This window comes from Companilactobacillus farciminis KCTC 3681 = DSM 20184 (assembly GCF_002706745.1).
GTDB lineage: Bacteria > Bacillota > Bacilli > Lactobacillales > Lactobacillaceae > Companilactobacillus > Companilactobacillus farciminis.
This window is the reverse complement of record NZ_CP017702.1, coordinates 386,564-409,958: the sequence shown is the minus strand read 5'-3', so window position 1 is coordinate 409,958 and position 23,395 is coordinate 386,564. Positions and strand designations below refer to the sequence as shown.

Genomic DNA, 23,395 nt, shown 5'->3' with positions numbered 1-23,395 from the left:
TCTAATTTACATTATTCATTTGCTTGATGAATCTTCTGCACTGAATTAATTACTAGTGGAAAACCAATATAAGGCAACAATGTTAAGGCTGTCCAAATCAATTCTGATTCAGTATTTCCTGCCCTTAAACTACCTAAGGCGTGAGCTTTAATTTGAAAATCGACATTCATTGTAATCAAAGCTGCCAATAAATATCTTTCACGATCTTTGACTGGCAAAGCACCTCTAGTGTAATAATCGCCAAAGAAATTCTTAGTCAGCCATTCTGGCAACAATTTTCCGGCATTAGCTGGTAAATCTGCCATCAAGTCTTTAATTTCATTGCCATAAAGTGGCTCTTGAAATTCTAATCCAGCTTTATAAGCATCCTCTGGAATTGCAAAATGTTGCCCATCTTTTTTGGTTACTGTATTTAGAATCCTCAAAGCATTTTTAACTTTGCTTGAACCAACAGCTGGACTTAATTGATAAACTACTTCACGAATTAAATCAACCGATACTGTGTTCAAAGCAATTGAGAAATGTTCTTTCAAATCATCGTTAGCTTGCAGAACAGTTAAGGCACTGATAATAGTCAATTCTTGTTCTGCTTTTGAAAGTGGATTTTCACTCGTTACCTCATCTTTGAATCTCTTCAGGATTGTTTTATAATCTTGATCCATTCAAATCACCCCTAATTCAATGATATTACATTTAGTTAGTAGGTTAAACGATAAAGTGATATCGATTACATTTTATAATTTGTCATATTCTTCATCAGTAACTTTTTCAAGCCATTCAGAATTACCTTTAGTAATAGCAACGTGGCTGAACCAGCTATCTTTAGTTGCACCATGCCAGTGTTTAACGCCTTCTTTGATAACGACAACGTCGCCTTGTTTCAATAATTGAGCATCTTTGCCCCATTCTTGATACCAGCCTTCGCCACCAGTAACCAAAAGGATTTGGAAACCATCGTGGTGAATGTGCCAGTCATTACGACAGCCTGGTTCAAAAGTAACATTACTGATTCCAAAATCAATGTTATCTTCAGGTTTTACCAAACTATCTAAATAACTTTGTCCAATAAAATACTTTGCGTAATCAACGTTCTTATCTCCGACGGGGAAAACTCCACCATTTTTTAATTCTTCGTTTTTAGCCATAATTAATCTTCCTTCCAAATTTCTTTTGCACGATTGAAAGCACTCCAAGCCTTAGGCCAACCTGCATAAAATGATAAATGTGTGATTTCCGCTACGATTTCATCTTTAGTGATACCATGCTTCTTACCAATTTTTAAATGAGCATCTAATTGTTCCATGTTTCCTGCTGAAATGATACTAGCGATAGTAATCATTGAACGGTCGTGAGCTGAAAGTTCATTTTCCTTACTCCAAACTTCGCCAAATAGTACGTCATCATTTAAGGCTGCAAATTGAGGAGCAAATTCTCCCAAATTATCGCGACCTGCTGTTTGTTTTTCTGCCATTTTTATTCCTCCGTCCGTTAAGTCGATAACCATATTAAACAACTTAAAGTCGACTTTAAGTCAAGAGATAGATTTAAATTATTTTATTCCGACAAAATAAAAGAGAATGTCACTAGAATCACAGCAATATACTGCAATTCTAGTAACATCCTCTATTAATTTCCAAACGTAACTTTTATAAAGATAGAAATCACTATCTATCTTCCAAATACTCGTGATTCAAATTCTTCAAATACTCAGAAAAACTTTCACTATCTTCAATGTGTCCGCCTTGTTTACCTTTGTACCAATCTAGCTTGTCATTTAAAATCGTCCAGCCATCTTGAAGTCTTTGATATTCAACTTCAAAATTGCGACGAACTTCTTCTAATAATTCGATTCGTTGGTTGATAGTCGAGTCGCCTTGAGCACGCAATTGAACATAACGCTTTAATTGATCAATCGACATTCCGGTACTCTTGAGATGCAATAAGAAATTGACCCAACGGACGTCTTGTTCAGTGTAATAACGGATACCACTTTCATTTCGATGTGGTCTAATCAGTCCTTCTTTTTCATAATAGCGTAGCGTGGGGCTGTTTAAGCCGACTATCTCAGAAAAATCACCGATACGGTATTTTTTATCAATTTTTACTGGCATTTTATCATCCTCCACTTAAAGTTGGCTCTAAGTATAGCACATTCACTATAAATCAACGCCGCCGTCGACTTTTAGAACTTGACCAGTAATAAAATCATTTTCCATCAAGTAAATATAAGCAGATGCAACTTCATCAATTTTGGCTACTCTACCCAATGGGACGTTTTCTGCCACATTATCTTCTTGCTTGGCTAATTGCTTTGAATTCATATCACGCCACAAGCCAGTTGGAGTCCACGTTGGCGATACGGCATTGATTCGATTGTTAGGCGCCAATTCGACTGCTACACCTTCAACCATCGTATTGATAGCTTGGTTACCGATAATGGCACCAGAAGCGTCATACGGATGACCTCCGGAACCAGAAGTTAAAATAATCGATCCATTTTTGCGTAAATTTTTGCTAGCGATTTGTACTAACTGCAAATTGGCAAAAAATTTATCTTCAATAGCTTTACGAATTTCCTCAACTGGACTGTCCAAAAAGCCACCACCCATAGCTCCACCTAACATAGAAACTATATGATCGAATGAACCATATTTTTCAAAGAAACGAGTAAGTTGCTTAGGATCTTGGGCATCTAATGAACTACCTTGGATATCATCGTTATATCTAACTTCATTAACTCGAGCTTGATCGCGTCCAATCACATAAACTTCGGCTTTTCTATGTTGAGCTTTGATGGCGACTTCCTTACCAAAACCGGAAGTTCCACCGATAACTAAGACTTTATCATTTTCTAAACTCATTCTAATACCCTCAATCATTCATTAGATTTCAATGCACCAATCATATCAATGTGCTGTAATTTCTTGTGCGTTACTAGCATGACAATTGCTGTAAAGACAATCATCAATAACGTAGCAACTAAATATCCAAACCAACTGATAGTCAATGGGAAAATAACTTGTTCAGTGGCCGCTTGATTCAAAATATAAGCTGTCAACAAGTTCCCAACGCCATAGCCAACAATGATGCCGACGATTGTCAAAATGATATTCTCACGCACAATGTACATCGTCACTTCATTATTATAAAAGCCTAGGACCTTGATTGTCGATAATTCTCTGATTCTTTCAGAAACATTTATGTTGGTTAAATTATACAAAACAACAAACGACAAAATCCCTGACAAGAGAACGAAAATCAAAATAATTGGCTTCAAAGATGATGACATTTTTGAAACTGTACTCAAGACATCATGCGTATAACTAGTCCCCATGACTTCACCAGAATCTAACAATTTATTAGCCAGATTCTTACGCTGACCCTTAGTTTGTGACTTCAAGTGTAGCAACAAAGTATTGCCAGAGGCTTGTTTGCCAAAAGTCGTTTGATACATGTCGGGACTGAGATAAATAAAATGTCCGATAAAGTTTTGCGTGATAGCTTTAACTTTGACCGTAACTTTTTTACCATTCGTCACATTGAGATGAACTGTGTCACCCTTCTTTACTTCTAGTAATTGAGCCGTCTTCTTGGAGAGAACAACTTGATGCTTCTGCAAATCTGTTCCCAAATGAACGTACTTATCAAAATCTTTGATCGATTTAGGCGTATAAACATTAACGTCATTAACTTGCTGTTTATTAGCTTTTAATTTAGCGGTCGTAGAATTGATGACGGTACTATTCAAATACTGATCATTTTGGTTCAAAATCTTTCTAACTTTGCTCAAATTATTATTATCGTTTAACTTCACAACTGCTTGGTAATCAAATATCTCTGAATACTGACGATTGCCACTGGCTGAAATTGAATTCTGAATTCCAAAACCAGTTAAAATTAAAGCCGTTCCACCAGCAATTCCAATAATCGTCATAAACATTCTCGACTTGAACCTAAATAAATTACGATAACTAACCTTACTATTGAAACTCAAATGGTTCCAAAGTGGCTTGATTCGTTCCAATAAAATCTTTTTGGCAGATTTAGGACTCTTAGGACGCATCAAAGCGGCTGGACCAGCAACTAATTCCTTTTTGATAACGATAATTGCAGCACCGAATGTTGCTAATAATGAGAAAATCGTTGCAATCAAAATGACTATCCACTGCAAGTCCACGACCCAATCTAAGGCGATATATTGCTTATACAAGGCTAAAACGATTCGTGGCAGCGTTTCGTTACCAATGACTGAACCTAACATTGCCCCAATTAAACCAGCTGAAATTGCATAGTAATAATAATTACGGGAAATTTCCCATTTAGTATAACCGAGAGCTTTGAACGTACCGATTTCACTCCGAGCTTCTTCGACCATTCTCGTAATCGTAGTAAAGGTAATCAAAGCTGCAATTAAGAAGAAGAAAACTGGGAAAACATTGGCAATAGCCGCAATTCGATCAGAACTTTCTCCATAAGCTGAAAATCCCGCTAAATCTTTACGCGTTTGCCAAGTATACGAAGTCTTAGATTGTTTCAAAACTTTGATACTAGCAGAATTTAATTTAGCCAGCTGTTCACTATAGGCTTGAGGATCAGCTGCTTTTAAAGGCTCTAACTGTTGTTTTTGACTGTCGACTTGTTGTAAATAGTCCCCAGCAACCTCATTTGTTCGTTGATTAGCACGCCCTTTAAATTCCTGCTTTAATATTTCCAATTTTTTATTAACAGCTTTTTTATAAGATTTGCTGAAGGTATTCTTATCCTTTAACGAATTAAAATGCAAATTCAACATCGTTCCAACAGCCATATCTAATTGGTTCTGTGGCACATAAGCAAACAACTGCACTTGTCCGTCAGCGATATTTGTCGAACCACGCGATTGATTGTCGATATATTGGGGCGAATCGGCGAAACCAACAATCTTATAGGAGCGCTTTTTTAATCCCGCATCACTAGCAAATTTAAATTTTTGCCCTATTTTGTAATCATATTTGTTCTTGGCGTTCTTATCTAAAACAATTTCATTGCTGTTTTTAGGTAAACGACCGCTACGCATGATCAATTGATTTTGTTTGGCATTTTCGTCATAGCCATACAAAGCCACAGCTACTTTACTTTTGCCACCGATAACGTACTTGAATTTAGTTGCTTCAACTTGAGCTCCAGGAACTTTTTTGGCTAGATCAATGTCTGTCTGATCAAAACCAGTCGTCGACAGGACTTGAATATCTGATAAATTCTTGTCCGCAACTGTCTTATTCAAAGAATCATTCAAACTAGGTCCAGCGGCTTTAACACCAACGAAAATCAGCACACCTAGCATGATAATCAAAATGATAGCGATAAAGCGTCCTTTTGATTGTTTGATTTCTTGAATCATATTTTTGGATAGTGGTTTCATTTCCAATCACCTACCATTCAATGTCTTTGACAGGCATAGGATAAGGATTATCTTCAATTGATTGAACTTTAGCATCGTGAATGCGAATGACCCGATCAGCCATCTTTGCCAAAGCTGAATTGTGAGTGATGACGATAACGGTTTTGTTATCCAAATAACTGGCATTTTGCAACAAAGTCAAAACTTGCTTACCAGTTTGATAGTCTAATGCTCCAGTTGGTTCGTCACAGAGCAACAATTTTGGATTTTTGGCCAAAGCTCTAGCGATAGCCACACGTTGTTGTTCTCCACCAGATAATTGGGAAGGAAAGTTATCGATTCGATCTCCCAAGCCGACTGCTCGCAAAGTTTCGGATGCATCCAGAGCATCTTTAACAATAGCTGAGGCTAGTTCCACATTTTCCTTGGTCGTTAAATTAGGTATCAAGTTATAAAATTGAAAAATAAAGCCAACATCATTGCGGCGATAAGTCGTCAACTCCCGTTCAGAGAATTGGGCAATATCAGTCCCATCAATGATAACTTGACCCTCACTTGGTGTATCCATTCCACCTAAAATATTTAAAACAGTCGATTTACCAGCACCACTAGGCCCTAGAATAACTGTTAATTTTCCTCGTTCAACATCAAAGGAGAGATTATTGTTCGCATAAATAGTCGTCTCTCCCATTTGGTATCGCTTCGATTCGTTCCTGACTTCAATATATGCCATTATCCTCACCTTTCCTCGATAATAATATTATAAAGGAAAACGAATACATCATTAAGGTAAAAACATATAAATTAATTCATAAAAAAAGCAAACTTCCTTTTCAGAAGCTTGCCTTTAAATTATTTCTACCAAATATTTACACGTTTATCTGGATCTAACCACATACCATCTTGATCAGTTACATCAAAGGCATCGTAGAATTCATCCATGTTTTGTGCCATTACGTTAGCACGAAGTGGTGCTGGTGAATGAACGTCAATTGACAAGAACATTTCTGTTAATTGCTTAGTTGACTTGTTTCTCCAAACACGAGCCCAGTTAATGAAGAATTTCTTCACGTCAAAGTCGCTTTCTTTTTTAGCAGCTTCAAGGGCACAACGAAGTCCACCAACATCGGCTACGTTTTCACTGACAACTAGAGTTCCGTTAACTTTACTACCAGCGTAAGGAATACCATCGAATTCTTCAATCATCTTCTTAGTTAATTCCTTGAACTTAGCGTAGTCGTCTTCAGTCCACCAGTTATTCATATTACCGTATTCGTCGAATTGAGCACCGTTGTTATCAAAGGCATGAGAAATTTCATGGGCGATAACGGCACCGATTCCACCGAAGTTTTCACTGCTTGTTTGGTCCAAACTGTAAAATGGTGCTTGTAAAATTGCAGCTGGGAAAGTGATGTCATTTCTTGATGGATCGTAACAAGCGTTAACCATATGTCCTGGCATCAACCATTTAGTACGGTCGACTGGCTTATGATATTGATCTAACGCATCTTGAGCGACAACTTTTCTAATGCGAGAAACGTTATCGTACAATGAATCATTTTCATTAATTTCAAATTTACTGTAAAGGTCGTCAATCTTGTCAGGGAAACCAACTTTGATAACAATCTTATCTAGTTTGACGATAGCCTTTTTCTTAGTATCTTCACTTAACCAAGTGTTTTCTGAAAGACGTTGTTCGTAAATTGAAATCATCTTTTCAACCATGCTGCGAACGTCTTCTTTGGCCTTTTCACCGAAATATTTCTTACCGTAATAAGTACCGACAACTTGTGAGAAAATACCAGCAGCGAAGTTATAAGCATACTTAGTTCTGTTTTGAAGTTCTTTAGCACCGCTCAAAGCTAGATTGTATTCGCCGATTGTTTGACGGAATTCTTCATCAAGGATTGAGGCATTCTTAGTTAAGAATTTGACCATCATCCAAGCCTTGATATTTTCAAAAGTATCATCGTTAACTAATTTGTTCAAATTGTCCAAATATCTTGGTTCTTCAATGATAACTTTCTTTGGTGTGTCATTGATTTGATCAACTACTAAACTCTTCAAGTCCAATTTGTCAGATTTCTTTACGAATTCATCGAAGTCCATTGGATTGTAAACTTTAGTATAGTCAGCCCATTCTTCAGAACTCTTTACGATTGGAACTAATGACTTATCAAAAGCCAAAGCCTTTTCAACGATTTCTTTAGCATCCTCTAACTTGTAGCCAATCATTGAAAGCAAACGTCCAGCAACTTCACCGTACTTAGCCAACAAAGCTTTTCCGGATTCATTACCCTCGTCATAATAAGTCTTGTCAGGCAAAATCAAACCAGCACCGGCAACGCAAACGACATTCTTAGAAGTGTCTTTCATATCAGCTTCAACACCGATATCGATTGGCAATGGGAAACCATTTTTAGAAAGTGAAGCAATATCTTTACTAATATCAGCCAAACTTTCCAAATCATTGATTCTTTGCATATCTTTTAGAATTGGTTGTTGATGAAATTTGCTCAAATGATCAACATTGTTAGCCAAACGATACAATTTCACTGCTTGCAACATCAATTCATCTGGAATTTTATTTTCATCGTTTGCAAATTCATGGAAGTCTTTCATTAATGACTTTTCAACACCCTCATCAAGGTCCATAAATCCACCTGTACGTGACTTATCGGCTGGAATCTTAGCATTTTCTTGCCAAGCACCATTGACAGCCAAGTACAAATTATCTTTATAATCGGCTGGTTTAGCATCAATCATATCCCCTGCGCCACCGATAACTTTACTCATTAACAATATAATTCACCGCCATTATTTTTAATTCTCTCTTATTTGATGTAATATTCCGTCCTCCATAGCAAAGAAAATTTGGCTGGAACAATGTGGGCACGACTTGGAGCCTTTGCTAAGACCAAAACCGGGCAAAGTCTTCAAGCTCGACCTTTCACTAGGCAATAAATTGCCAAGAGAAATTTCACATTTGAGCCAATTTTCTTTGCTATTCCAGACTAGATAGTGGTTTTATTTTTTAATTACTAACGAAGTAAAAAATAAAAGACGTTATCTAGTCGGTAGTGACAGCAATTTACTACTAACCATCGCTTAGAAAGAATTTTTATTTTTAAGGAATACTATATCACTCTTTAGATTCTATTAAAAAAATTATGTTTATCCAAAAAATAGTGGACTATCTGATTGATATGTCCACTACTTGTTATTCATTTTTATAAAACTATCTGATTACACTAACCGAACACTTAGCGTTGCTGACAATTTTAGAAGCTTGAGAACCAATGGTATTACGACCACGATTCTTTTCTTCAACACCAACAATAACTAAGTCTGGCTTAAAACTAGGAATTACTTCATCCACGATAGTACTTGCTGGATTTCCTTCAGTTACCATCAAATGAATATCTTTAACTCCATATTCTTGAGCCTTTTTGCCATAGACGGCTAATAACTTTTTGATTTGTTCACGACGATCTTTCAATACATCTGGATCTAGAGATTGAAAGATGTTTAGGTCGCCTGTTTCCAAGACTGATACGATTCCTAATTCTGAACTGTGGTGTCTTGCCATAGTACATGCATAGTTAAAAGCATTCTTTGATGAAACAAAATCATCTGAATCCACGCAAATCATGATTCTGGAATAGTCTACTCTTTCAACTTTGTAATCTCTTAATTCATCCATCTATAATTCCTCCAGTTATTTAAAGTCTCGTCCTTTATTTTCTTGGAAGTACTTGTCGAATCTCTTTACATAGTTGTGGAACATGTAAGTCAATAATAACCAACGTTTGAATGACTTATCTTTGTCATAGAAAACTGTTGTCCCGATACGGTCTTGTTTGATCAATTCATCGGCATACTTAGTAGCATCGTTTTTGGCAGCGTACTTGTTAAAGACTTTAACTGGAACACCCAACCATAATTTGTGTTGAGCTTTGTTTTTGTTGGCATAAACTGTTGGTTCATTTTCCAAAGTTCCTTCAACGTAATCTTCAACAACGTACTTAGCTAAATTATAACCATTCAAAGTAACGAAGAAACTACTTCTACCTTGACGTAAGTTGATTTCAAAGAACTTGAAAGTCTTATCACGAGAGTCATACTTCATATCAAAGTTAGCATAGCCTGTGAATTCGATATCTTCAAGGAACTTTTGAACACGGTCATAAACATCTTGATTAAATTCGGGGATGATAGCCACATAGTTACCGATTGATTGTGGTGTAGGATCTTCCAAAATAGGGTGTCCTAGACACATCATCTTCACATGGTGGTCTTGATCAACATAGGCATTCAAAACACGCATGTTGGAATCATCACCGGGAATAAAGTCTTGAAGGATCAAGTCAGATTTATAACCATTATCATAAATCTTACCTACGATACTCATATATTCCTCTTGAGAGTGAATTGTGAAAGCCTTTTTACGACCTTCAAAATGAATATCCAACCATTCAACACTATTAGCTGGCTTCAAAGCCACTGGGAAATCAAAAGGAACATCTAAGTCCTTCTTGCTTTCATACATATCTTTAGTGATGATTTTTGTGAGTGGATGTGGCAAACCATGTTCATCCGCAACACGATAAAAACTTTCTTTATTATTTAATGATTTTAATAAATCGTAATCGACATATGGGCAGACAAAAGTCTTAGATAATTCTTCTTTATGCTTGCTAATAAGTTCCGCATAACCGTCCCCGCAACCAATCAAAATAACTGGTTCTTCATGGTCTTGGTACTCTTTAGCAATCTCACGCATTTTTTCAATAAAAACAGGGTCTTCAGAAAATCCTGGGTGAAGAGTTAAGCTTAAGATTTTTGTATATCTTGTAGGTGCCAATTGGATATCGGCATAGGCCTTAACAGTGCCCCCATATAGTTCATGGAAAGCACGAGCCATTCCGTAAACATTCATGTCACTACCTAATAAGATAGGTGTGAACTTTTTTCCTGATTCAGTTTCGATAGGGATCAACCTCTTACTATATTAATTCTATTTTTAATTTTTCACACATTTCAAACAAAATTATACCATAATCAATTTATCACAACGAGACAAGCTTATACATTTAATTATTCAGGCTTATTCTTTTCTTAAATAATTGAGAACAAACAGCTCAACCACGGTCTTAAATTGATTTTGTGATATTTTAAACTAATATCGACATTTGGCATAAAAATTTCATCTATAGTAACGTCATAACGCCGATATTAATTTATTTGTATCCGTCATACATGCGTTATCTTAACATGATTTGTAAAAAAATGGCACCTACTCAAATACAAGGCCTAGATTGGTCACGTTCAAGTAGATGCTATTTTAATTATTATTGGTTAACAACGTCGACTTTTTCGGCATCAACAAACTCGTTTTCGTCAATTTGATAATACTTGTGATGATTCAAATAAGCAATGTTTTGCGCTTTCCAAGTACTCAAGGCACCCAAGCCACGGTTAGTCAATGTGTCCATGCGGCAATCGACCAAACTAGTGATAACGACATCTTTCGTTTGCAAAGTCGCATCGATTTTTTTGCATTCAAAAACTTCAGTAGCTTTGATCCACTTGTGATCATCAGCTTGATAGTATTTTTGTCCATCAATTACCCAAAGTTTTTTACTCAACCAAGTACTGCCACCAACGAAACTCTTATCATCAGTCAATTCTTCGTTATCATCAAAGATTTGAGCTTGCTTAAGGTCCGGATAAACAGTTATTTCCTCATTGAAATCTTCAACCATTCCTTGGGTTTGAACCTTGGTTTTCACTGGCGTATAAGTAACGACATCTTTACTAGAAAGCTTATCCTTCAATGCCATGACTTGGATTGTCTTTTTGGCAGTCTTATAGCCTGTCTTTTGTGGGACTGGCAATTCGAAAGTGCTACCGACAAATTCTGGTTGGATATCAGTTGGTACTTCAACAATCAAATCATTGCTGAGATTGTTATTGATTTTTACCGTCATCGTACCATGATATTCTTCATCCGGCTTTACGATCCATCTGCCTTTATCAGCCTTACTCAATAGTTCACTGGAATTAATGCCGTCAACAGTAGGTTTAGGGTTATCTCTAGTTCCCGTCCCGATGTCGATCCAAGTTTTTTCTGGCATTTTCAAATCTCGTGGTTGGTTGGGAACCACAAATTTGTCACCAAACTTAATTGATTTCAATTCATCTGAAGATTTGAACATGTCTGTCATATCTTTGACATTAGTTGTATCAAAATTCGATAGATCTAATTCTTCCAAAGTTTCACAGCCACTGAACATACCTTGCATATCAGTGACTTTGCTAGTATCAAAGCTGGAAATATTTAATTCTTTCAAGTCGCGACAGCCACTAAACATTTGGGACATATCTTGGACTTGTTTGGTCTTAAAACTGGATAAATCTAATTTTTTTAGAGAATGGCAATTCAAAAACATTTGACTCATATTCTTAACTTGACTAGTATCCATATTTCCTCCCCCATTTTCTAATTTTGGAATCCCCTGAAACCACTTCCAAATTAAAATTAACGATTACACTATACCAAATTGTTAAAACTTTAGATTATTTTTAGTAATATTTTTATTATTTCTTAATATTGAGAGATTGTGATGATGGTAGTGGTGAACTGCCGTCGTCCACAAAAGCTCTGTGATTGGCTGGAACGTTGCCGACGCCACTTTGAACTACCGCATGGACCAAGTGCGCGGCATTTCAAAGCTGGGTCTTATTCTAAGCAATAAATTGCTAAGAATAATTTGGCGACTGAGCCATCACAGAGCTTTTGCTCCCGACTAGATTTCAATTTCTATTTGGATAGAATTAGACACATGCTTTCTGAATAACTATTTTATTTCTTTGTGACACCATAAAAAAAGAAGATAATATTGGAACCACAGCACTATACTGCAATTCTAATAATATCTTCTATTAATTTTTCTGAAGTTACTTATACAAAGATAAAACTCACTATCTAGTCCGGAATAGCAAAGAAAATTGGCTCAAATGTGAAATTTCTCTTGGCAATTTATTGCCTAGTGAAAGGTCGAGCTTGAAGACTTTGCCCGAACTTGGGCTTAGCAAAGGCTCCAAGTCGTGCCCACATTGTTCCAGCCAAATTTTCTTTGCTATGGAGGACGGCAATTTACGACTAAGCGTTTTGTTCGACTTTTTCTCCAGGTACAACAACTTGTGGATCAACATCTGGTTTCTTACCATTGTCGATGAAGTAAACCTTGTACCAAATCAAGAACGTGTAAATTGTCCAAACCTTACGACGGTCATCGTTTTCACCACGATAACAACCATCAAGCATCTTCAAAATAGCATCTTGATCGAAGAATTCACCAGCAAAATCAGCACTGAACAACTTACGGAAATCTTCATAAACTTCTTTAGTCTTGATCCAGTCACGAATTGGAACTGGGAAGCCTAGTTTTTCACGTTTAGCCCATTCGTCTGGTAGAGCACGTTCAGCAGCGACACGCAAAGCATACTTACTATCTTTACTGTTCAAAAGATACTTCGTAGGAATACCTGAAGCTACTTTAGCCATTTCTTTATCTAGGAATGGTACACGTAATTCCATTGAATTAGCCATACTCATACGATCAGCTTTCAACAAGATGTCATTTGACATGAATTGGTGAAGATCAAGATATTGCATCTTCTTAACTTCATCATCATAGCCACTAACTTTGTTGTAGCTTCTCATAACAATGTCTTTAACGGAACGTGATTTTTCAAATTCTGGTTTAACTAGATCAGCTGCTTCTTTTTCAGTGAAGATCTTAGCTTGTCCGATAAAGAATTCTTCGGCTTTGGCTGTTGATTCATACAAGTGCAAACGTCCTGGGAAGTTTGGCATCTTCTTTAGTCCATGAGCTAACTTGTATTTCACACCCTTAGGCAATTTCTTCAAATCTTCAGCAACAACTCTGATAGCTTTAGAATGTGAGTGGAATCCATAATTGGCATAGCCGGCAAACAATTCATCCGCACCTTCACCAGATAGGATTACCGTAACATCTCGACTAGCTAACTTAGTTAGGAAGTAAAGTGGTACACATGATGGATTGGCATCTGGTTCATCCATGTAATATTGAATCAAAGGAATAGACTTGATAGCTTCTTCCTTAGTTACGATACCACGTGTATTTTCAAGGCCTAGTTTGTCTGCCAATAATTTAGCAGCACTACCTTCTTCATAAGTACTTGTATCAAAATCAATTGAATAAGTATGTTGTGGTTTCAAAATTGCGGTAACGTAACTTGAATCCACACCACTGGAAAGCAATGAACCTACTGGCACATCACTGATTGAGTGTTCTTCAACTGATTCATGCATTGCGCGATCAATTCTCTTAACTGTTTCTTCAAATGACAAATGATTCTCTTTGAATTCCATATCCCAATACTTCTTGATGCTCAACTTGCCATTCTTGTATGTAAAGTAGTGACCTTCAGGAATTCTGAAGACGTTCTTAAAGAATGTTTCATGCAAAGCTGAATATTGGAAAGTTAAATATGGCTTCAAAGCAGCTTTATTTAATTCTTTTTTAAAGTTAGGTTCTTTCAAGAAAGACTTGATTTCTGAACCAAAAATAAATGTACCTTCACGATTGTAATAATAAAGTGGCTTGATACCAAAGAAATCTCTAGCACCAGTAATATCACCAGTCTTCAAATCGTAAATGGCAAAGGCAAACATACCACGGATTCTCTTCAAGAGGCCCTCAATGCCCCATTCTTCAAAACCGTGTAGTAAAACTTCAGTATCAGTTTCAGTAGTGAAAATATGTCCAGCTTTCTTTAAATCTTTTCTTACATCTTTATAATTATAAATTTCACCATTAAAAATAATAGCTTTAGATCTATCTTCGTTATAAATAGGTTGCATACCACTGTTAATATCGATGATACTCAAACGACGAAAACCAAACGCCGTATCACCTTCAACCAATTCACCCGAACTATTTGGACCACGATGCTTGATCGTTTCCATCATAGCTTCGATGACAGGCTTCTTGTCTGCAATATTCTTATCAACGAATCCGACAATTCCACACATAAAATAATTCTCCCTTATATTTCAAAGCTTACATACCTTGTTGCGGCTCCGTAACCAAAAATCTGTAAGCGTAGTTTGTTCGGGTCGATATTAATGAAATACCCTGATAATTCAGAAATTTCATTATATCGTCTGTCCCATTTCTTGTTATAGTCAGTTGTTAGTCCGTGTTTCTTTCCCATAAGGGCCGAACAATTTAATATTATATGATTAATTTCAGAAACTTTGTAGTTTTTTTCATAATGCATATGACCACAAATATATGTTGTTACCTTAGAAATGCCGGTAGCAGAGAAATCATAGCGAATATTTACTCCAAAATCTCCTGTTAATTCATTTTTTAATTGTCCAGTTTCTTTGTTATTGAAAGCGACTAATAACTTTTGAACCAGGTCACCGTTAAAATTCAAAGCACTGCGTCCAGAAGGACTAATGATATTAGCATGTCCCATCACAACTACGTGTTTGTCGACAGTTCTTTGCAAAACGGTGGTCAAATCCTCTAATTGTTGCTCTCTGACCCCTCGAACTTTCTTAAAGTCATATTTCTTAGAACCATTACTAAGAATATAAGGAATATCACTGGTGTCGATGAAGACGATTCGTACATCGCCCTTATCGAACCAACCCACTCTAGAAACGGGATTCAAACGTAGAATCTCAGATTGTTCAAAATCGTACTTTGTTACTAGTGAATCATAATCATCTCGGTGAAATGATGCTGACTTGAAAAAACGATGTTCATCATACTTGTCATTTTCATCATGGTTACCCTCAACGATAAAAAATGGTGGCTTGCTAGCTTGGTAATTCTCAACTGCAAACTTCAACAGTCCACGGCTGATCTCGGGCTTGTCGCTACCATCCATCAAATCGCCCAAATGAACATTGAGATCGACTCCCACATCATTGCTGACTTGATTCGCCTCAATTATATGCCTCATGCCATTGATTCCATAATAAGAAGCACTGACGACGGCTTTGGCATGAGTATCAGTTAGAACAGAAATTGTCACTGTATTATCGTTAACATTTGGCAAGACATTATTTTTATAAACACCTTCAATATAATCAACGACAAATGGTCTTGGTTTTAATCTTCTCAAAAAGTTTTCTGTTTGAGTTGAAATGAATTCTGAAGGTCTAGGTGAAAGAACCCTTCTAGCAACATTATTAAATTTCAATTTCTCATTCTCCTAATATCCAATACCTTGGAAAAATATATTAAAAAAACCATCTTAACGATGGTTAATTATGGTTCAATTATATATCAAATATACGAAAAATAATCTTTCGACGCTTAATTCAAAAGAATTTGATATGCCAATCTGACACCTTTATCTTCGTCCATCGTAATTGTACCTTTTTCTTCAAAACCGTTACTAGTAATGATGTGTTGCATTACTAAATTGTCAGGATGAGTATCGATTCTCACATCGCGATATCCCAAATAGTAAGACATCGTCATCAATTGTTGAATCAAGGCTGCACTGAGATGCTCTCCTTGATGATCTGCTTCGATTGCGATTCGATGAATGATTGAATATGTCACATCGGAGTCGTCATCCCATGATCCAGAGTTCATATCTTGGTAATTCTTATCATAACCTTGTTGTAAGGCTGCACTCCCTACGACACGACCATTTAATAATAGAACAAAACTGATACCTTCTTGGATGTCTTGTTCAAGGATTTCTTCATTTGGATAACCTTGTTGCCATTGATCGACGCCTCGGTCCTTTAAGGTCTTCTTAGCACTGTCAATAATATCAATGATTCTTGGTAGATCATCAAGTTTAGCTTGGCGCAAAAAAACGTTACTCATAAAAATCCTCCTTGTTCATCAGAGTATTAAAACAGAATTTACTATAACATTGCAATACTTTTATGCGCTTTTTCTAGTTTTTTTATAAATCAATCCGCTTATAAAAAATAGAATCATTGCATACAATAACGTTTGTCCTACTACTGATAGAAGTTTCGTTATTGAAGAAGTAGTTTGTAAAGTTATTATTATTTTTGATAAAGGAGGTAATAGCCACTCCGCTGCAGTCAAAATACCGACAACACTGCCAGAAAATGCTAAGTAAGTAAATATTAAGACACCAATTTGGCCAATCGTAGAATGATTATGCCATTGAGTTTGAAACAGCGTTGCAATTCCACTCCCCAAAAAGCCAACGCTAAAGAGACTTAGTATCCCAACAATATCTGAAAGAACATTATCATTTAAAAGCAAACTGAAGATAAAAATCAAAATACTCGAAAACAAATTCGTTATGACTGCGACTAACAATTGACTCAACCAATCAGCCCAAAAGCTATTGATTTTTTGTTTCAAATATTTGTTCTGCTGACTGTCATTGTAATAGAGATTCATGGTCGAAAAAAGTGACAAGAGAAACATTGCTATTAACAATAAACTAAATTTTTTCAAATTACCAATTTCTAACAGATGATTGGCCAACAAACCAAATGAAATAATTGAAAATAATATTGTTAAATATAAAAAGTTTTGAAAATACAACTGCAAGTAACTTTTTAACAGAATTCTAACTTTCAATTTTCCTCATCCCTTCGAATTGATAATTTAATCGTGTCATCTTGTCCAAAATGCTTTGACGTAATTTCAAAGGTACCTCTAATTCAACTTGATTATTTTGGTTAGCAACTAAAAAATTCTCAATATCTGAAGTAATCGCCATCGAATTTGGATTAACCTTAAAAACTAACAAGCCCATTGGTTCAGCTTTTTTCGAAGTGGTCTTCAAATCGCCATCTAATAAGTAGAGTTGATCAAACTTTGCGGCAATCTTTTTATCAAATTGCGTCGCTGACAAAATAATCCCCGAATTATTGTCCTTTAAATCCATTATTAAATCTAACATTTTTTGGACAGTTTTTTCACTTTGAAATGCGAAGGGTTCATCTAAAATCAAAACATTAGGATGACCTGCCACGGCTGACAAAAAATCTATTTGCCTTTTTAAACCAAGTGACAATTGATTGACCGGCGTATCTAAATAAGGACTTAATCCCATAAAAGTGATCATACCTTGAAGCTGATCTTTACGAACGGCCAAATTCTTAGATAGACGTCTCATATCTTCCAAATATTTACCGGTAGTCTGTTCAACTATCTGTGGATTTTCTTGAGGCAAATAACCGATTCTGACACCCGGAGTATACTCGATTGTTCCGCTATCTGGTGTTTTATTGTTCACGATTGCTTCTAAAAGCTGTGTTTTACCACTACCATTATCGCCATTGATACCTATTGCTTCGTTTTGAGATAAAGAAAAAGCTACATGCTTAAATGCAAAGTAGCCCTCAATTTGCAATGACAAGTCATTGACTGATATTAATTTCATTATTGCCATTCCTCAATAGCGTGAGCTGCTAATCCGATTGATAGGATTGCATCTTTAGAAATAGAATTTCTTACATCGGCGACGATAGTATTGTCATAAACAGCACCAATAACAGTAGAAGAATAGTTGACCAAATTGATATCAGTCTTAACTTGATATTCTTTTTCTGCATATGGGTCTTCATGATTGTAGGTAAAATTGATGTCGTGTCCTTCAAGTGAACCATCAACATGATTTACTTGTACGCGATCGTGCAATTCACTTAGCTTTTGATCAGGGTTTTGTAATGTTAAACGATGATCAGATTCATTTTGATAGTAGTCATCTTCAGTCATATCAAAATATTCTTTGATAGGCTTTCTCAAAACTTCTAGTGAGTCCAAAATATCGTAAACTTTTTGTGCATCGAACTTTTCTGATTTATCTTCAATTTTGTTTCTGTTTGTATAAAGCCAGTCGGCTAAAGTGCTAATAGTTTCAGAATTCATAATTATCCTCCGTCTTCAATACCATTATACTAATTTTTACTTAAAATCACAGGAATCTAAGTGGTCATTAATAACCCCTACCGCTTGCAAGAAAGAATAAATAATCGTAGGTCCAACGAATCGAAAGCCACGTTTCTTCATATCCTTGCTGATTCTCTGTGACAAATCAGTCTGTGCCGGCATCTCATTCATATCACTATAATGATTAATTATCGGTTTATTATCAACAAAATTCCAGATATAATCCGAAAATTTCTCGCCATTTTGATGCATTTCTTCAATTATTTTGGCATTGCTGATGGAAGAGTCAACTTTGAGACGATTACGAATAATCCCCTTATCTTGTAATAAAGTAGCTCGTTTAGCATCTGTATAGTGAGCCACCTTGTCGATATCAAAATTGTCATAAGCTAGACGATATGTCGCTCTTCGATTAATGATGGTCGACCAAGAAAGTCCTGCTTGAGCGCCTTCTAGTGTCAGCATCTCAAAAAAGTAAGTTTCGTTGTGATTTGGTTTGCCCCATTCGGTATCGTGATATTGTTGCATTTCTTTGGAGCTATTAGCCCAGCTGCATCGCATATTTTTTCTCCATCAAAAAAGCCGGCGATTGGCCAGCTTAAATTTATAAGTCTAATTAAATCTTATCGTTGTTAGTATCAGTTCTAACGATGATAACGTCAGTTCTAGCATTTCTTGTAACGTATTCAGAAACTGAACCAACCAACAATCTAGTTACAGCATTCATACCAGTTGAACCGATCATGATCAAATCATTTTCATATTCTTCGATAAATTCTTGAGAAATAACTGTCTTTGGTTCTCCGAAACGAACGTGGATAGCAATATCGTCTTCGTTGAAACCATTCTTAACGGCGCCATCTTTTAGTTCGTTAAGATATTTTTGGGCATCTTCGGATAGTTGGTAAATCACATCTCCGTTAAGCATTCCACCGTGTAATCCGATGAATTGTTTAGTGTCCAGGACAGTCAACACATCTAGATGTCCGCCGTTCATTTGTGCAACTTTTACGGCCTTCTTAAAAGCCATTTCAGCTTCTTTTGATCCATCTACCGGAACCAAAATCTTCTTATAATCTTGTTCCATAATTCAATCCTCCAATGCGCTTAATAGATTCCTTTGTTTTTAGATTAATGCATTCAATTATATTATTCAATAAATTGTGTCATTTTTATGCCAAAAGAGTTCTTGTTAATTGATTTGCGACCGATTCATAATTTTCAAAAACAGTAATTTCATCATCATACTCGGTCATTTGGGTAGAAAAAATACCGGTAAACATTTGCTCATAGTTTTGAAAATCATCCACAAAATTATTGCACAAAACAAAAGTCGGAATTTTCTCATCGCCAGCCGTACGACTCAAATGGTACAAGATATCATCATGCATCGATTCACTCGATATTTTATCCGTCGCAGTAATTAAAATATCAGCTGTTCGAATGATTGAATCCATCCCTGTAACTTTACTGACCCACTCAAATGATGATCGCAAAATTCGTGCATTAATCATTGCAAACGCCCCTGCCAATGTCTTAATTGAATCCGAATGTGGCATCGGGTGTACATCTAAATTATACTTCTGATTCATCTTTTCGCTAATATAAACTAAGTTATCTTCCAGAAATCCTTCTTGAGCTTCATTGAGATACTCCACTTCTTCGCACAACTTGTAAGAACTAGAGTAATTTAACAAAACAGTGATTTTAGTCCGATTGCCCAATAACTCAAAGACATCCTCTAAATCGATTCTCTGAGCGCTTATCAGCGGGTTTTCACCTTCGGGAATTAATTCCCCAGCTTCATCATAAATCTTGGCTCCTAAGGCTTGTAAGGCTCCTAGGCCACCATCAGCTACTGCCGTCTTACCTAAACAGATGACGATATTTCTCAATCCACTCGTAACAGCATCAACCACTAATTCGCCCATACCATAACTCGTTGCATGGAACAACTGATTTCGGCTTTTATTCTTTGCTAAATCTACGCCTACGACTTGTTCAGAGTCGATAATCGCGGTATCTTGACTATCAATGCTAGTAACTAAATACTGACCAGTCTTTTCTTCCCAAAAGGCATCAAAAAGAGACAGTCTGACCCACTTGCCGCCAATAGTATGCTTAACCAAAGCTGGCATACCAAATTTACTGTCGGTTACTGGCATAGTCACAATTTCGGCACTAGGCAAAGCGCGAGAAATACCACTATAAATGGCTTGACCAATTTTTTTAGAGCTAATGTGATCGCTATATTTTCCGGGTGCAATAATGAACTTCATGACGAGGATAACTCTTCCTTTTTGTTATAATAGTACATAGAAAAATATTGAGAGGTAATTAAGATGGCTAACGATAATGAACGTGTTTTAAACCTTGAAAAAGGCGTTAATTTCCGTGAACTTGGCGGCTACAAAACTAGTGATGGCAAAACTGTTAAATATCACAAGATATTAAGATCTGCTGGTTTGGCCGATTTGACTGATGACGATTTGAAATTTCTCAAGGATTACGGTCTAAAGATCGATGTCGATTTCCGTTCCAAACAAGAAGTAGACAAAAAACCTGACAAACGTCCTAGTGGCGTTCGTTACGTTTGGGCTCCAGTATTTGAAGAAGATGAAACTAAATCATCCGAAGTCCAAAGCGAAGGCTACATCCCTGAAATTGATGGTGATCCAACTGATGGCTATGCCCACATGATTGACGTTTACCGTGATATTATCACAGGTGCTTCCGCTAAAGCAGCTTATCGTAAATTCTTTAATCAATTATTACTAAATACCGGTAAAGATGAATCTTTGATTTTCCACTGCAGTGCCGGTAAAGATAGAACTGGTATGGGGGCTGTTTTCTTCTTGCAAGCTTTAGGAGTACCATTTGAAACTATCAAAGAGGACTATTTATTAACTAACAAAGCTAATAAAGAATACGTTACGGACTTACTTTCCATGTTAAAGGAAAAAGGCTACACCGATCCTGATGTCCTTAGTTCAGTTCACGACTTAATGACCGTTCATACTAATTACTTAGCCACAGCCATGAGAACTATTGACAAAGAGTACGGTAACATAGATAAGTATATCAAAAATGAATTGAAGGTAACTGACTCAGAAATCAATACTTTGAAGAAAATTTACCTCGAATAAATTTATTCTTCCAAATTTTGAAACATTGGCATCATACTTTCTTCACATTTACTCGTTATGATGTACTTGTAAGTTAAAGGAAATCAAAAAGCTTTAACTTATCCCCCCTATAAATAATCTTCATATATATAAATTAATGATTCTCACTAAAACATAACAGAAAAAATCCATCCTTCCCCCCTGATAAATGGATTAGAATCAAAAAGCTAGTTACTGATCTCTACTTCAGTAACTAGCTTTTTTGTTTAGGCGAAAGCTTCTAATAGCTGTTCTTTATTTAGATTTTGCTTTTCAATACCTTTAACGTCTAATTTTATCTGACCATCTTGAACCATGATCAAGCGATTGCCATATTTCAAGGCATCCGACATCTTATGCGTGATCATCATCGTCGTTAAGTGTTTTCTCTGTACCATTTCGTCAGTGATCTTCATAACTTCTTGACTAGTCTTAGGATCAAGCGCAGCAGTATGTTCATCTAACAACAATAATTTGGGTTGACTCAAAGTTGCCATCAATAGTGACAAGGCTTGTCTTTGACCACCGGAAAGATATTTTACTTGAGTATTCAAGAAATTCTCCAATCTCATGTTCAAAGTCCGTAAAAGTTCTTGATATTTTTCAACATCATCCCTTTTTTGATACCAGTGTAAATTAACCGTATTCGTGTGACTTTGGGCTAAAACCAAATTTTGTAAAACAGTTAAATCTCCGGCAGTCCCCATTTTGGGATCTTGAAAAACACGTGACATCCAACGAGATCGGTAAGCAACTGACTTTTTAGAAACATTGTGGTTTGCCAAATCAATTTCGCCACTGTCAGCTGACAAAGTCCCAGCAATCGTATTTAACAATGTTGATTTACCAGCCCCGTTGTTACCAATCACGGCAATGAAGTCACCCTCGTCTACTTGTAGATTGATATTTTTTAAAACGTGACGCTCATTTTCAGTCCCGGGAAAGAATACCTTTTGTAGGTGCTGTACTTGTAGAACTTTCATCGTCGGTTGCCTCCATTTGTTGTAAGTATTTTTTCAATTGACGTTTCGTTTGAATCTTATTTTGAATGATTGGTACACAGATGACGACTACCAAAATAATAGCTGACAAAATCTTCAAATCATCGGCTGGGAAACCTAAACTCATCGCCACTGTTAACAATAAGCGATAAACAATTGCCCCAACGACCATTGCTATCAATCTAGTTAAAATATTGTGACCTCGTAAAAAGATTTCTCCAACTAAGACTGAAGCTAAGCCGATAACGATTGTACCAATTCCCATTCCGATATCTGCATATCCATTACTTTGGGCAATCAAAGCTCCAGACAGAGCAATCAAACCGTTAGAGATCATGTATCCGAAGATTATCATTCCGTCAGTATTTATCCCGTTAGCACTCGACATTTCTTTGTTGTTACCAGTTGCCATCAACGACAAACCTAATCTAGTTTTGAACATCAAATACAATAAAACTACAACTAGACCAGTAACAATCAAGCCTAAAACTATCGTCTGAATATCTAAATCCCAACTAGGCAAATACTCTGTCAAAACTTTCTCATTTAGCAGAGGAACATTTGACTTTCCCATAATGTGCATGTTGATTGAATACAAACCCGTCATTGTCAAAATTCCTGCTAACAGTGAAGGAATATGCAATTTAGTATCTAGTAATCCTGTAATCAATCCTGCTAAACAGCCAGCTAGAAATCCTATTAGCGATGCTGCGATAGCCGATTGACCCTTTAACATCAAACTGACCGCTACTGCAGCCCCAAAAGGAAAACTGCCTTCAGTCGTCAAATCAGGAATATCTAAGATTCTAAAAGTGATGAAAACACCGATTGCTAAGGGTGCCCACAATAATCCTTGTCCAAGACTTGAAATAATCATAAGTTTAC

At 36.3% G+C, this 23,395-nt stretch carries 23 protein-coding genes; 1 reads left to right on the top strand and 22 read right to left on the bottom strand.

Translation table 11 applies throughout. From position 1 onward, the window contains the following. Positions 1-11 precede the first annotated feature (11 nt). From LF20184_RS01940 to LF20184_RS01845, 20 genes are all read right to left on the bottom strand, one after another. On the bottom strand, positions 12-662 hold the full coding sequence (locus LF20184_RS01940) for a carboxymuconolactone decarboxylase family protein (RefSeq protein ID WP_010021050.1): 651 nt from the start codon (positions 660-662) through the stop codon (positions 12-14). Between the two features lie 72 nt (positions 663-734). After that, a complete protein-coding gene (locus tag LF20184_RS01935) occupies positions 735-1,145 on the bottom strand; it encodes a cupin domain-containing protein (protein ID WP_010021052.1) in 411 nt (136 codons plus the stop codon). A 2-nt stretch (positions 1,146-1,147) separates the two neighbouring features. After that, complete coding sequence (locus LF20184_RS01930) at positions 1,148-1,471, bottom strand: carboxymuconolactone decarboxylase family protein (RefSeq protein WP_010021054.1); 324 nt, start codon at positions 1,469-1,471, stop codon at positions 1,148-1,150. Between the two features lie 193 nt (positions 1,472-1,664). After that, positions 1,665-2,111 carry a MerR family transcriptional regulator gene (locus LF20184_RS01925; protein ID WP_010021055.1) on the bottom strand — a complete coding sequence of 149 codons (447 nt, stop codon included), beginning with the start codon at positions 2,109-2,111 and terminating at the stop codon, positions 1,665-1,667. 45 nt (positions 2,112-2,156) lie between these two features. Next, positions 2,157-2,861, bottom strand: a complete 705-nt coding sequence (locus LF20184_RS01920) for an SDR family oxidoreductase (protein ID WP_010021056.1) — start codon at positions 2,859-2,861, stop codon at positions 2,157-2,159. A gap of 14 nt (positions 2,862-2,875) precedes the next feature. Then, positions 2,876-5,401 (bottom strand): ABC transporter permease, encoded by a 2,526-nt coding sequence (locus tag LF20184_RS01915; RefSeq protein WP_010021057.1) that lies wholly within the window; start codon positions 5,399-5,401, stop codon positions 2,876-2,878. Between the two features lie 10 nt (positions 5,402-5,411). After that, positions 5,412-6,113 carry an ABC transporter ATP-binding protein gene (locus tag LF20184_RS01910; RefSeq protein ID WP_010021058.1) on the bottom strand — a complete coding sequence of 234 codons (702 nt, stop codon included), beginning with the start codon at positions 6,111-6,113 and terminating at the stop codon, positions 5,412-5,414. Between the two features lie 125 nt (positions 6,114-6,238). Further along, on the bottom strand, positions 6,239-8,176 hold the full coding sequence (locus LF20184_RS01905) for a M13 family metallopeptidase (RefSeq protein ID WP_010021060.1): 1,938 nt from the start codon (positions 8,174-8,176) through the stop codon (positions 6,239-6,241). A gap of 442 nt (positions 8,177-8,618) precedes the next feature. After that, positions 8,619-9,083 (bottom strand): universal stress protein, encoded by a 465-nt coding sequence (locus tag LF20184_RS01900; RefSeq protein WP_010021062.1) that lies wholly within the window; start codon positions 9,081-9,083, stop codon positions 8,619-8,621. Positions 9,084-9,098: 15 nt separating this feature from the next. Further along, positions 9,099-10,319 (bottom strand): carboxylate--amine ligase, encoded by a 1,221-nt coding sequence (locus LF20184_RS01895; protein ID WP_050783105.1) that lies wholly within the window; start codon positions 10,317-10,319, stop codon positions 9,099-9,101. A 412-nt stretch (positions 10,320-10,731) separates the two neighbouring features. Beyond that, a complete protein-coding gene (locus LF20184_RS01890; protein ID WP_268869557.1) occupies positions 10,732-11,895 on the bottom strand; it encodes a BspA family leucine-rich repeat surface protein in 1,164 nt (387 codons plus the stop codon). Between the two features lie 650 nt (positions 11,896-12,545). Next, positions 12,546-14,465, bottom strand: a complete 1,920-nt coding sequence (asnB, locus tag LF20184_RS01885; RefSeq protein ID WP_010021065.1) for an asparagine synthase (glutamine-hydrolyzing) — start codon at positions 14,463-14,465, stop codon at positions 12,546-12,548. 14 nt (positions 14,466-14,479) lie between these two features. Continuing rightward, the gene (locus tag LF20184_RS01880) at positions 14,480-15,649 is read right to left on the bottom strand and encodes a metallophosphoesterase family protein (RefSeq protein WP_010021066.1); all 1,170 of its coding nucleotides are present in this window, start codon (positions 15,647-15,649) and stop codon (positions 14,480-14,482) included. 116 nt (positions 15,650-15,765) lie between these two features. Beyond that, positions 15,766-16,290, bottom strand: coding sequence for a GNAT family N-acetyltransferase (locus LF20184_RS01875; RefSeq protein ID WP_010021067.1), 525 nt, complete (start codon positions 16,288-16,290; stop codon positions 15,766-15,768). Between the two features lie 60 nt (positions 16,291-16,350). Continuing rightward, positions 16,351-17,028: a hypothetical protein gene (locus LF20184_RS01870; RefSeq protein ID WP_010021069.1), complete on the bottom strand. Its 678-nt coding sequence runs from the start codon at positions 17,026-17,028 to the stop codon at positions 16,351-16,353. Further along, complete coding sequence (locus LF20184_RS01865) at positions 17,018-17,836, bottom strand: ATP-binding cassette domain-containing protein (protein ID WP_010021070.1); 819 nt, start codon at positions 17,834-17,836, stop codon at positions 17,018-17,020. Before LF20184_RS01865 ends, LF20184_RS01870 begins: the two co-directional genes overlap by 11 nt. Then, a complete protein-coding gene (locus LF20184_RS01860; RefSeq protein ID WP_010021072.1) occupies positions 17,836-18,324 on the bottom strand; it encodes a hypothetical protein in 489 nt (162 codons plus the stop codon). Before LF20184_RS01860 ends, LF20184_RS01865 begins: the two co-directional genes overlap by 1 nt. A 36-nt stretch (positions 18,325-18,360) precedes the next feature. Continuing rightward, a complete protein-coding gene (locus tag LF20184_RS01855) occupies positions 18,361-18,906 on the bottom strand; it encodes a DNA-3-methyladenine glycosylase I (RefSeq protein WP_010021073.1) in 546 nt (181 codons plus the stop codon). Positions 18,907-18,961: 55 nt separating this feature from the next. Continuing rightward, a complete protein-coding gene (locus tag LF20184_RS01850; protein ID WP_010021075.1) occupies positions 18,962-19,432 on the bottom strand; it encodes a universal stress protein in 471 nt (156 codons plus the stop codon). A gap of 85 nt (positions 19,433-19,517) precedes the next feature. Further along, positions 19,518-20,624 carry a glycerate kinase gene (locus LF20184_RS01845; RefSeq protein ID WP_010021077.1) on the bottom strand — a complete coding sequence of 369 codons (1,107 nt, stop codon included), beginning with the start codon at positions 20,622-20,624 and terminating at the stop codon, positions 19,518-19,520. Positions 20,625-20,687: 63 nt separating this feature from the next. On the opposite strand from LF20184_RS01845, the gene LF20184_RS01840 reads away from it, so the two are divergent. Beyond that, positions 20,688-21,491 carry a tyrosine-protein phosphatase gene (locus LF20184_RS01840; RefSeq protein WP_010021079.1) on the top strand — a complete coding sequence of 268 codons (804 nt, stop codon included), beginning with the start codon at positions 20,688-20,690 and terminating at the stop codon, positions 21,489-21,491. A 245-nt stretch (positions 21,492-21,736) separates the two neighbouring features. Here LF20184_RS01840 and LF20184_RS01835 read toward each other — a convergent pair whose 3' ends face one another. Beyond that, the gene (locus tag LF20184_RS01835) at positions 21,737-22,492 is read right to left on the bottom strand and encodes an ABC transporter ATP-binding protein (protein ID WP_010021080.1); all 756 of its coding nucleotides are present in this window, start codon (positions 22,490-22,492) and stop codon (positions 21,737-21,739) included. Continuing rightward, positions 22,440-23,387: an ABC transporter permease gene (locus LF20184_RS01830; protein WP_010021081.1), complete on the bottom strand. Its 948-nt coding sequence runs from the start codon at positions 23,385-23,387 to the stop codon at positions 22,440-22,442. The genes LF20184_RS01835 and LF20184_RS01830 overlap by 53 nt, the downstream gene beginning before the upstream one ends. Between the last annotated feature and the right edge of the window lie 8 nt (positions 23,388-23,395).

Excerpts from the sequence above, each read along its gene's own strand:
- LF20184_RS01940 (WP_010021050.1), bottom strand. The coding sequence starts at position 662 with ATGGATCAAGATTATAAAACAATCCTGAAGAGATTCAAAGATGAGGTA.
- LF20184_RS01935 (WP_010021052.1), bottom strand. The coding sequence starts at position 1,145 with ATGGCTAAAAACGAAGAATTAAAAAATGGTGGAGTTTTCCCCGTCGGA.
- LF20184_RS01930 (WP_010021054.1), bottom strand. The coding sequence starts at position 1,471 with ATGGCAGAAAAACAAACAGCAGGTCGCGATAATTTGGGAGAATTTGCT.
- LF20184_RS01925 (WP_010021055.1), bottom strand. The coding sequence starts at position 2,111 with ATGCCAGTAAAAATTGATAAAAAATACCGTATCGGTGATTTTTCTGAG.
- LF20184_RS01920 (WP_010021056.1), bottom strand. The coding sequence starts at position 2,861 with ATGAGTTTAGAAAATGATAAAGTCTTAGTTATCGGTGGAACTTCCGGT.
- LF20184_RS01915 (WP_010021057.1), bottom strand. The coding sequence starts at position 5,401 with ATGAAACCACTATCCAAAAATATGATTCAAGAAATCAAACAATCAAAA.
- LF20184_RS01910 (WP_010021058.1), bottom strand. The coding sequence starts at position 6,113 with ATGGCATATATTGAAGTCAGGAACGAATCGAAGCGATACCAAATGGGA.
- LF20184_RS01905 (WP_010021060.1), bottom strand. The coding sequence starts at position 8,176 with ATGAGTAAAGTTATCGGTGGCGCAGGGGATATGATTGATGCTAAACCA.
- LF20184_RS01900 (WP_010021062.1), bottom strand. The coding sequence starts at position 9,083 with ATGGATGAATTAAGAGATTACAAAGTTGAAAGAGTAGACTATTCCAGA.
- LF20184_RS01895 (WP_050783105.1), bottom strand. The coding sequence starts at position 10,319 with ATGAATGTTTACGGAATGGCTCGTGCTTTCCATGAACTATATGGGGGC.
- asnB (WP_010021065.1), bottom strand. The coding sequence starts at position 14,465 with ATGTGTGGAATTGTCGGATTCGTTGATAAGAATATTGCAGACAAGAAG.
- LF20184_RS01875 (WP_010021067.1), bottom strand. The coding sequence starts at position 16,290 with ATGAGTAACGTTTTTTTGCGCCAAGCTAAACTTGATGATCTACCAAGA.
- LF20184_RS01865 (WP_010021070.1), bottom strand. The coding sequence starts at position 17,836 with ATGAAATTAATATCAGTCAATGACTTGTCATTGCAAATTGAGGGCTAC.
- LF20184_RS01860 (WP_010021072.1), bottom strand. The coding sequence starts at position 18,324 with ATGAATTCTGAAACTATTAGCACTTTAGCCGACTGGCTTTATACAAAC.
- LF20184_RS01855 (WP_010021073.1), bottom strand. The coding sequence starts at position 18,906 with ATGCGATGCAGCTGGGCTAATAGCTCCAAAGAAATGCAACAATATCAC.
- LF20184_RS01850 (WP_010021075.1), bottom strand. The coding sequence starts at position 19,432 with ATGGAACAAGATTATAAGAAGATTTTGGTTCCGGTAGATGGATCAAAA.
- LF20184_RS01845 (WP_010021077.1), bottom strand. The coding sequence starts at position 20,624 with ATGAAGTTCATTATTGCACCCGGAAAATATAGCGATCACATTAGCTCT.
- LF20184_RS01840 (WP_010021079.1), top strand. The coding sequence starts at position 20,688 with ATGGCTAACGATAATGAACGTGTTTTAAACCTTGAAAAAGGCGTTAAT.
- LF20184_RS01835 (WP_010021080.1), bottom strand. The coding sequence starts at position 22,492 with ATGAAAGTTCTACAAGTACAGCACCTACAAAAGGTATTCTTTCCCGGG.
- LF20184_RS01830 (WP_010021081.1), bottom strand. The coding sequence starts at position 23,387 with ATGATTATTTCAAGTCTTGGACAAGGATTATTGTGGGCACCCTTAGCA.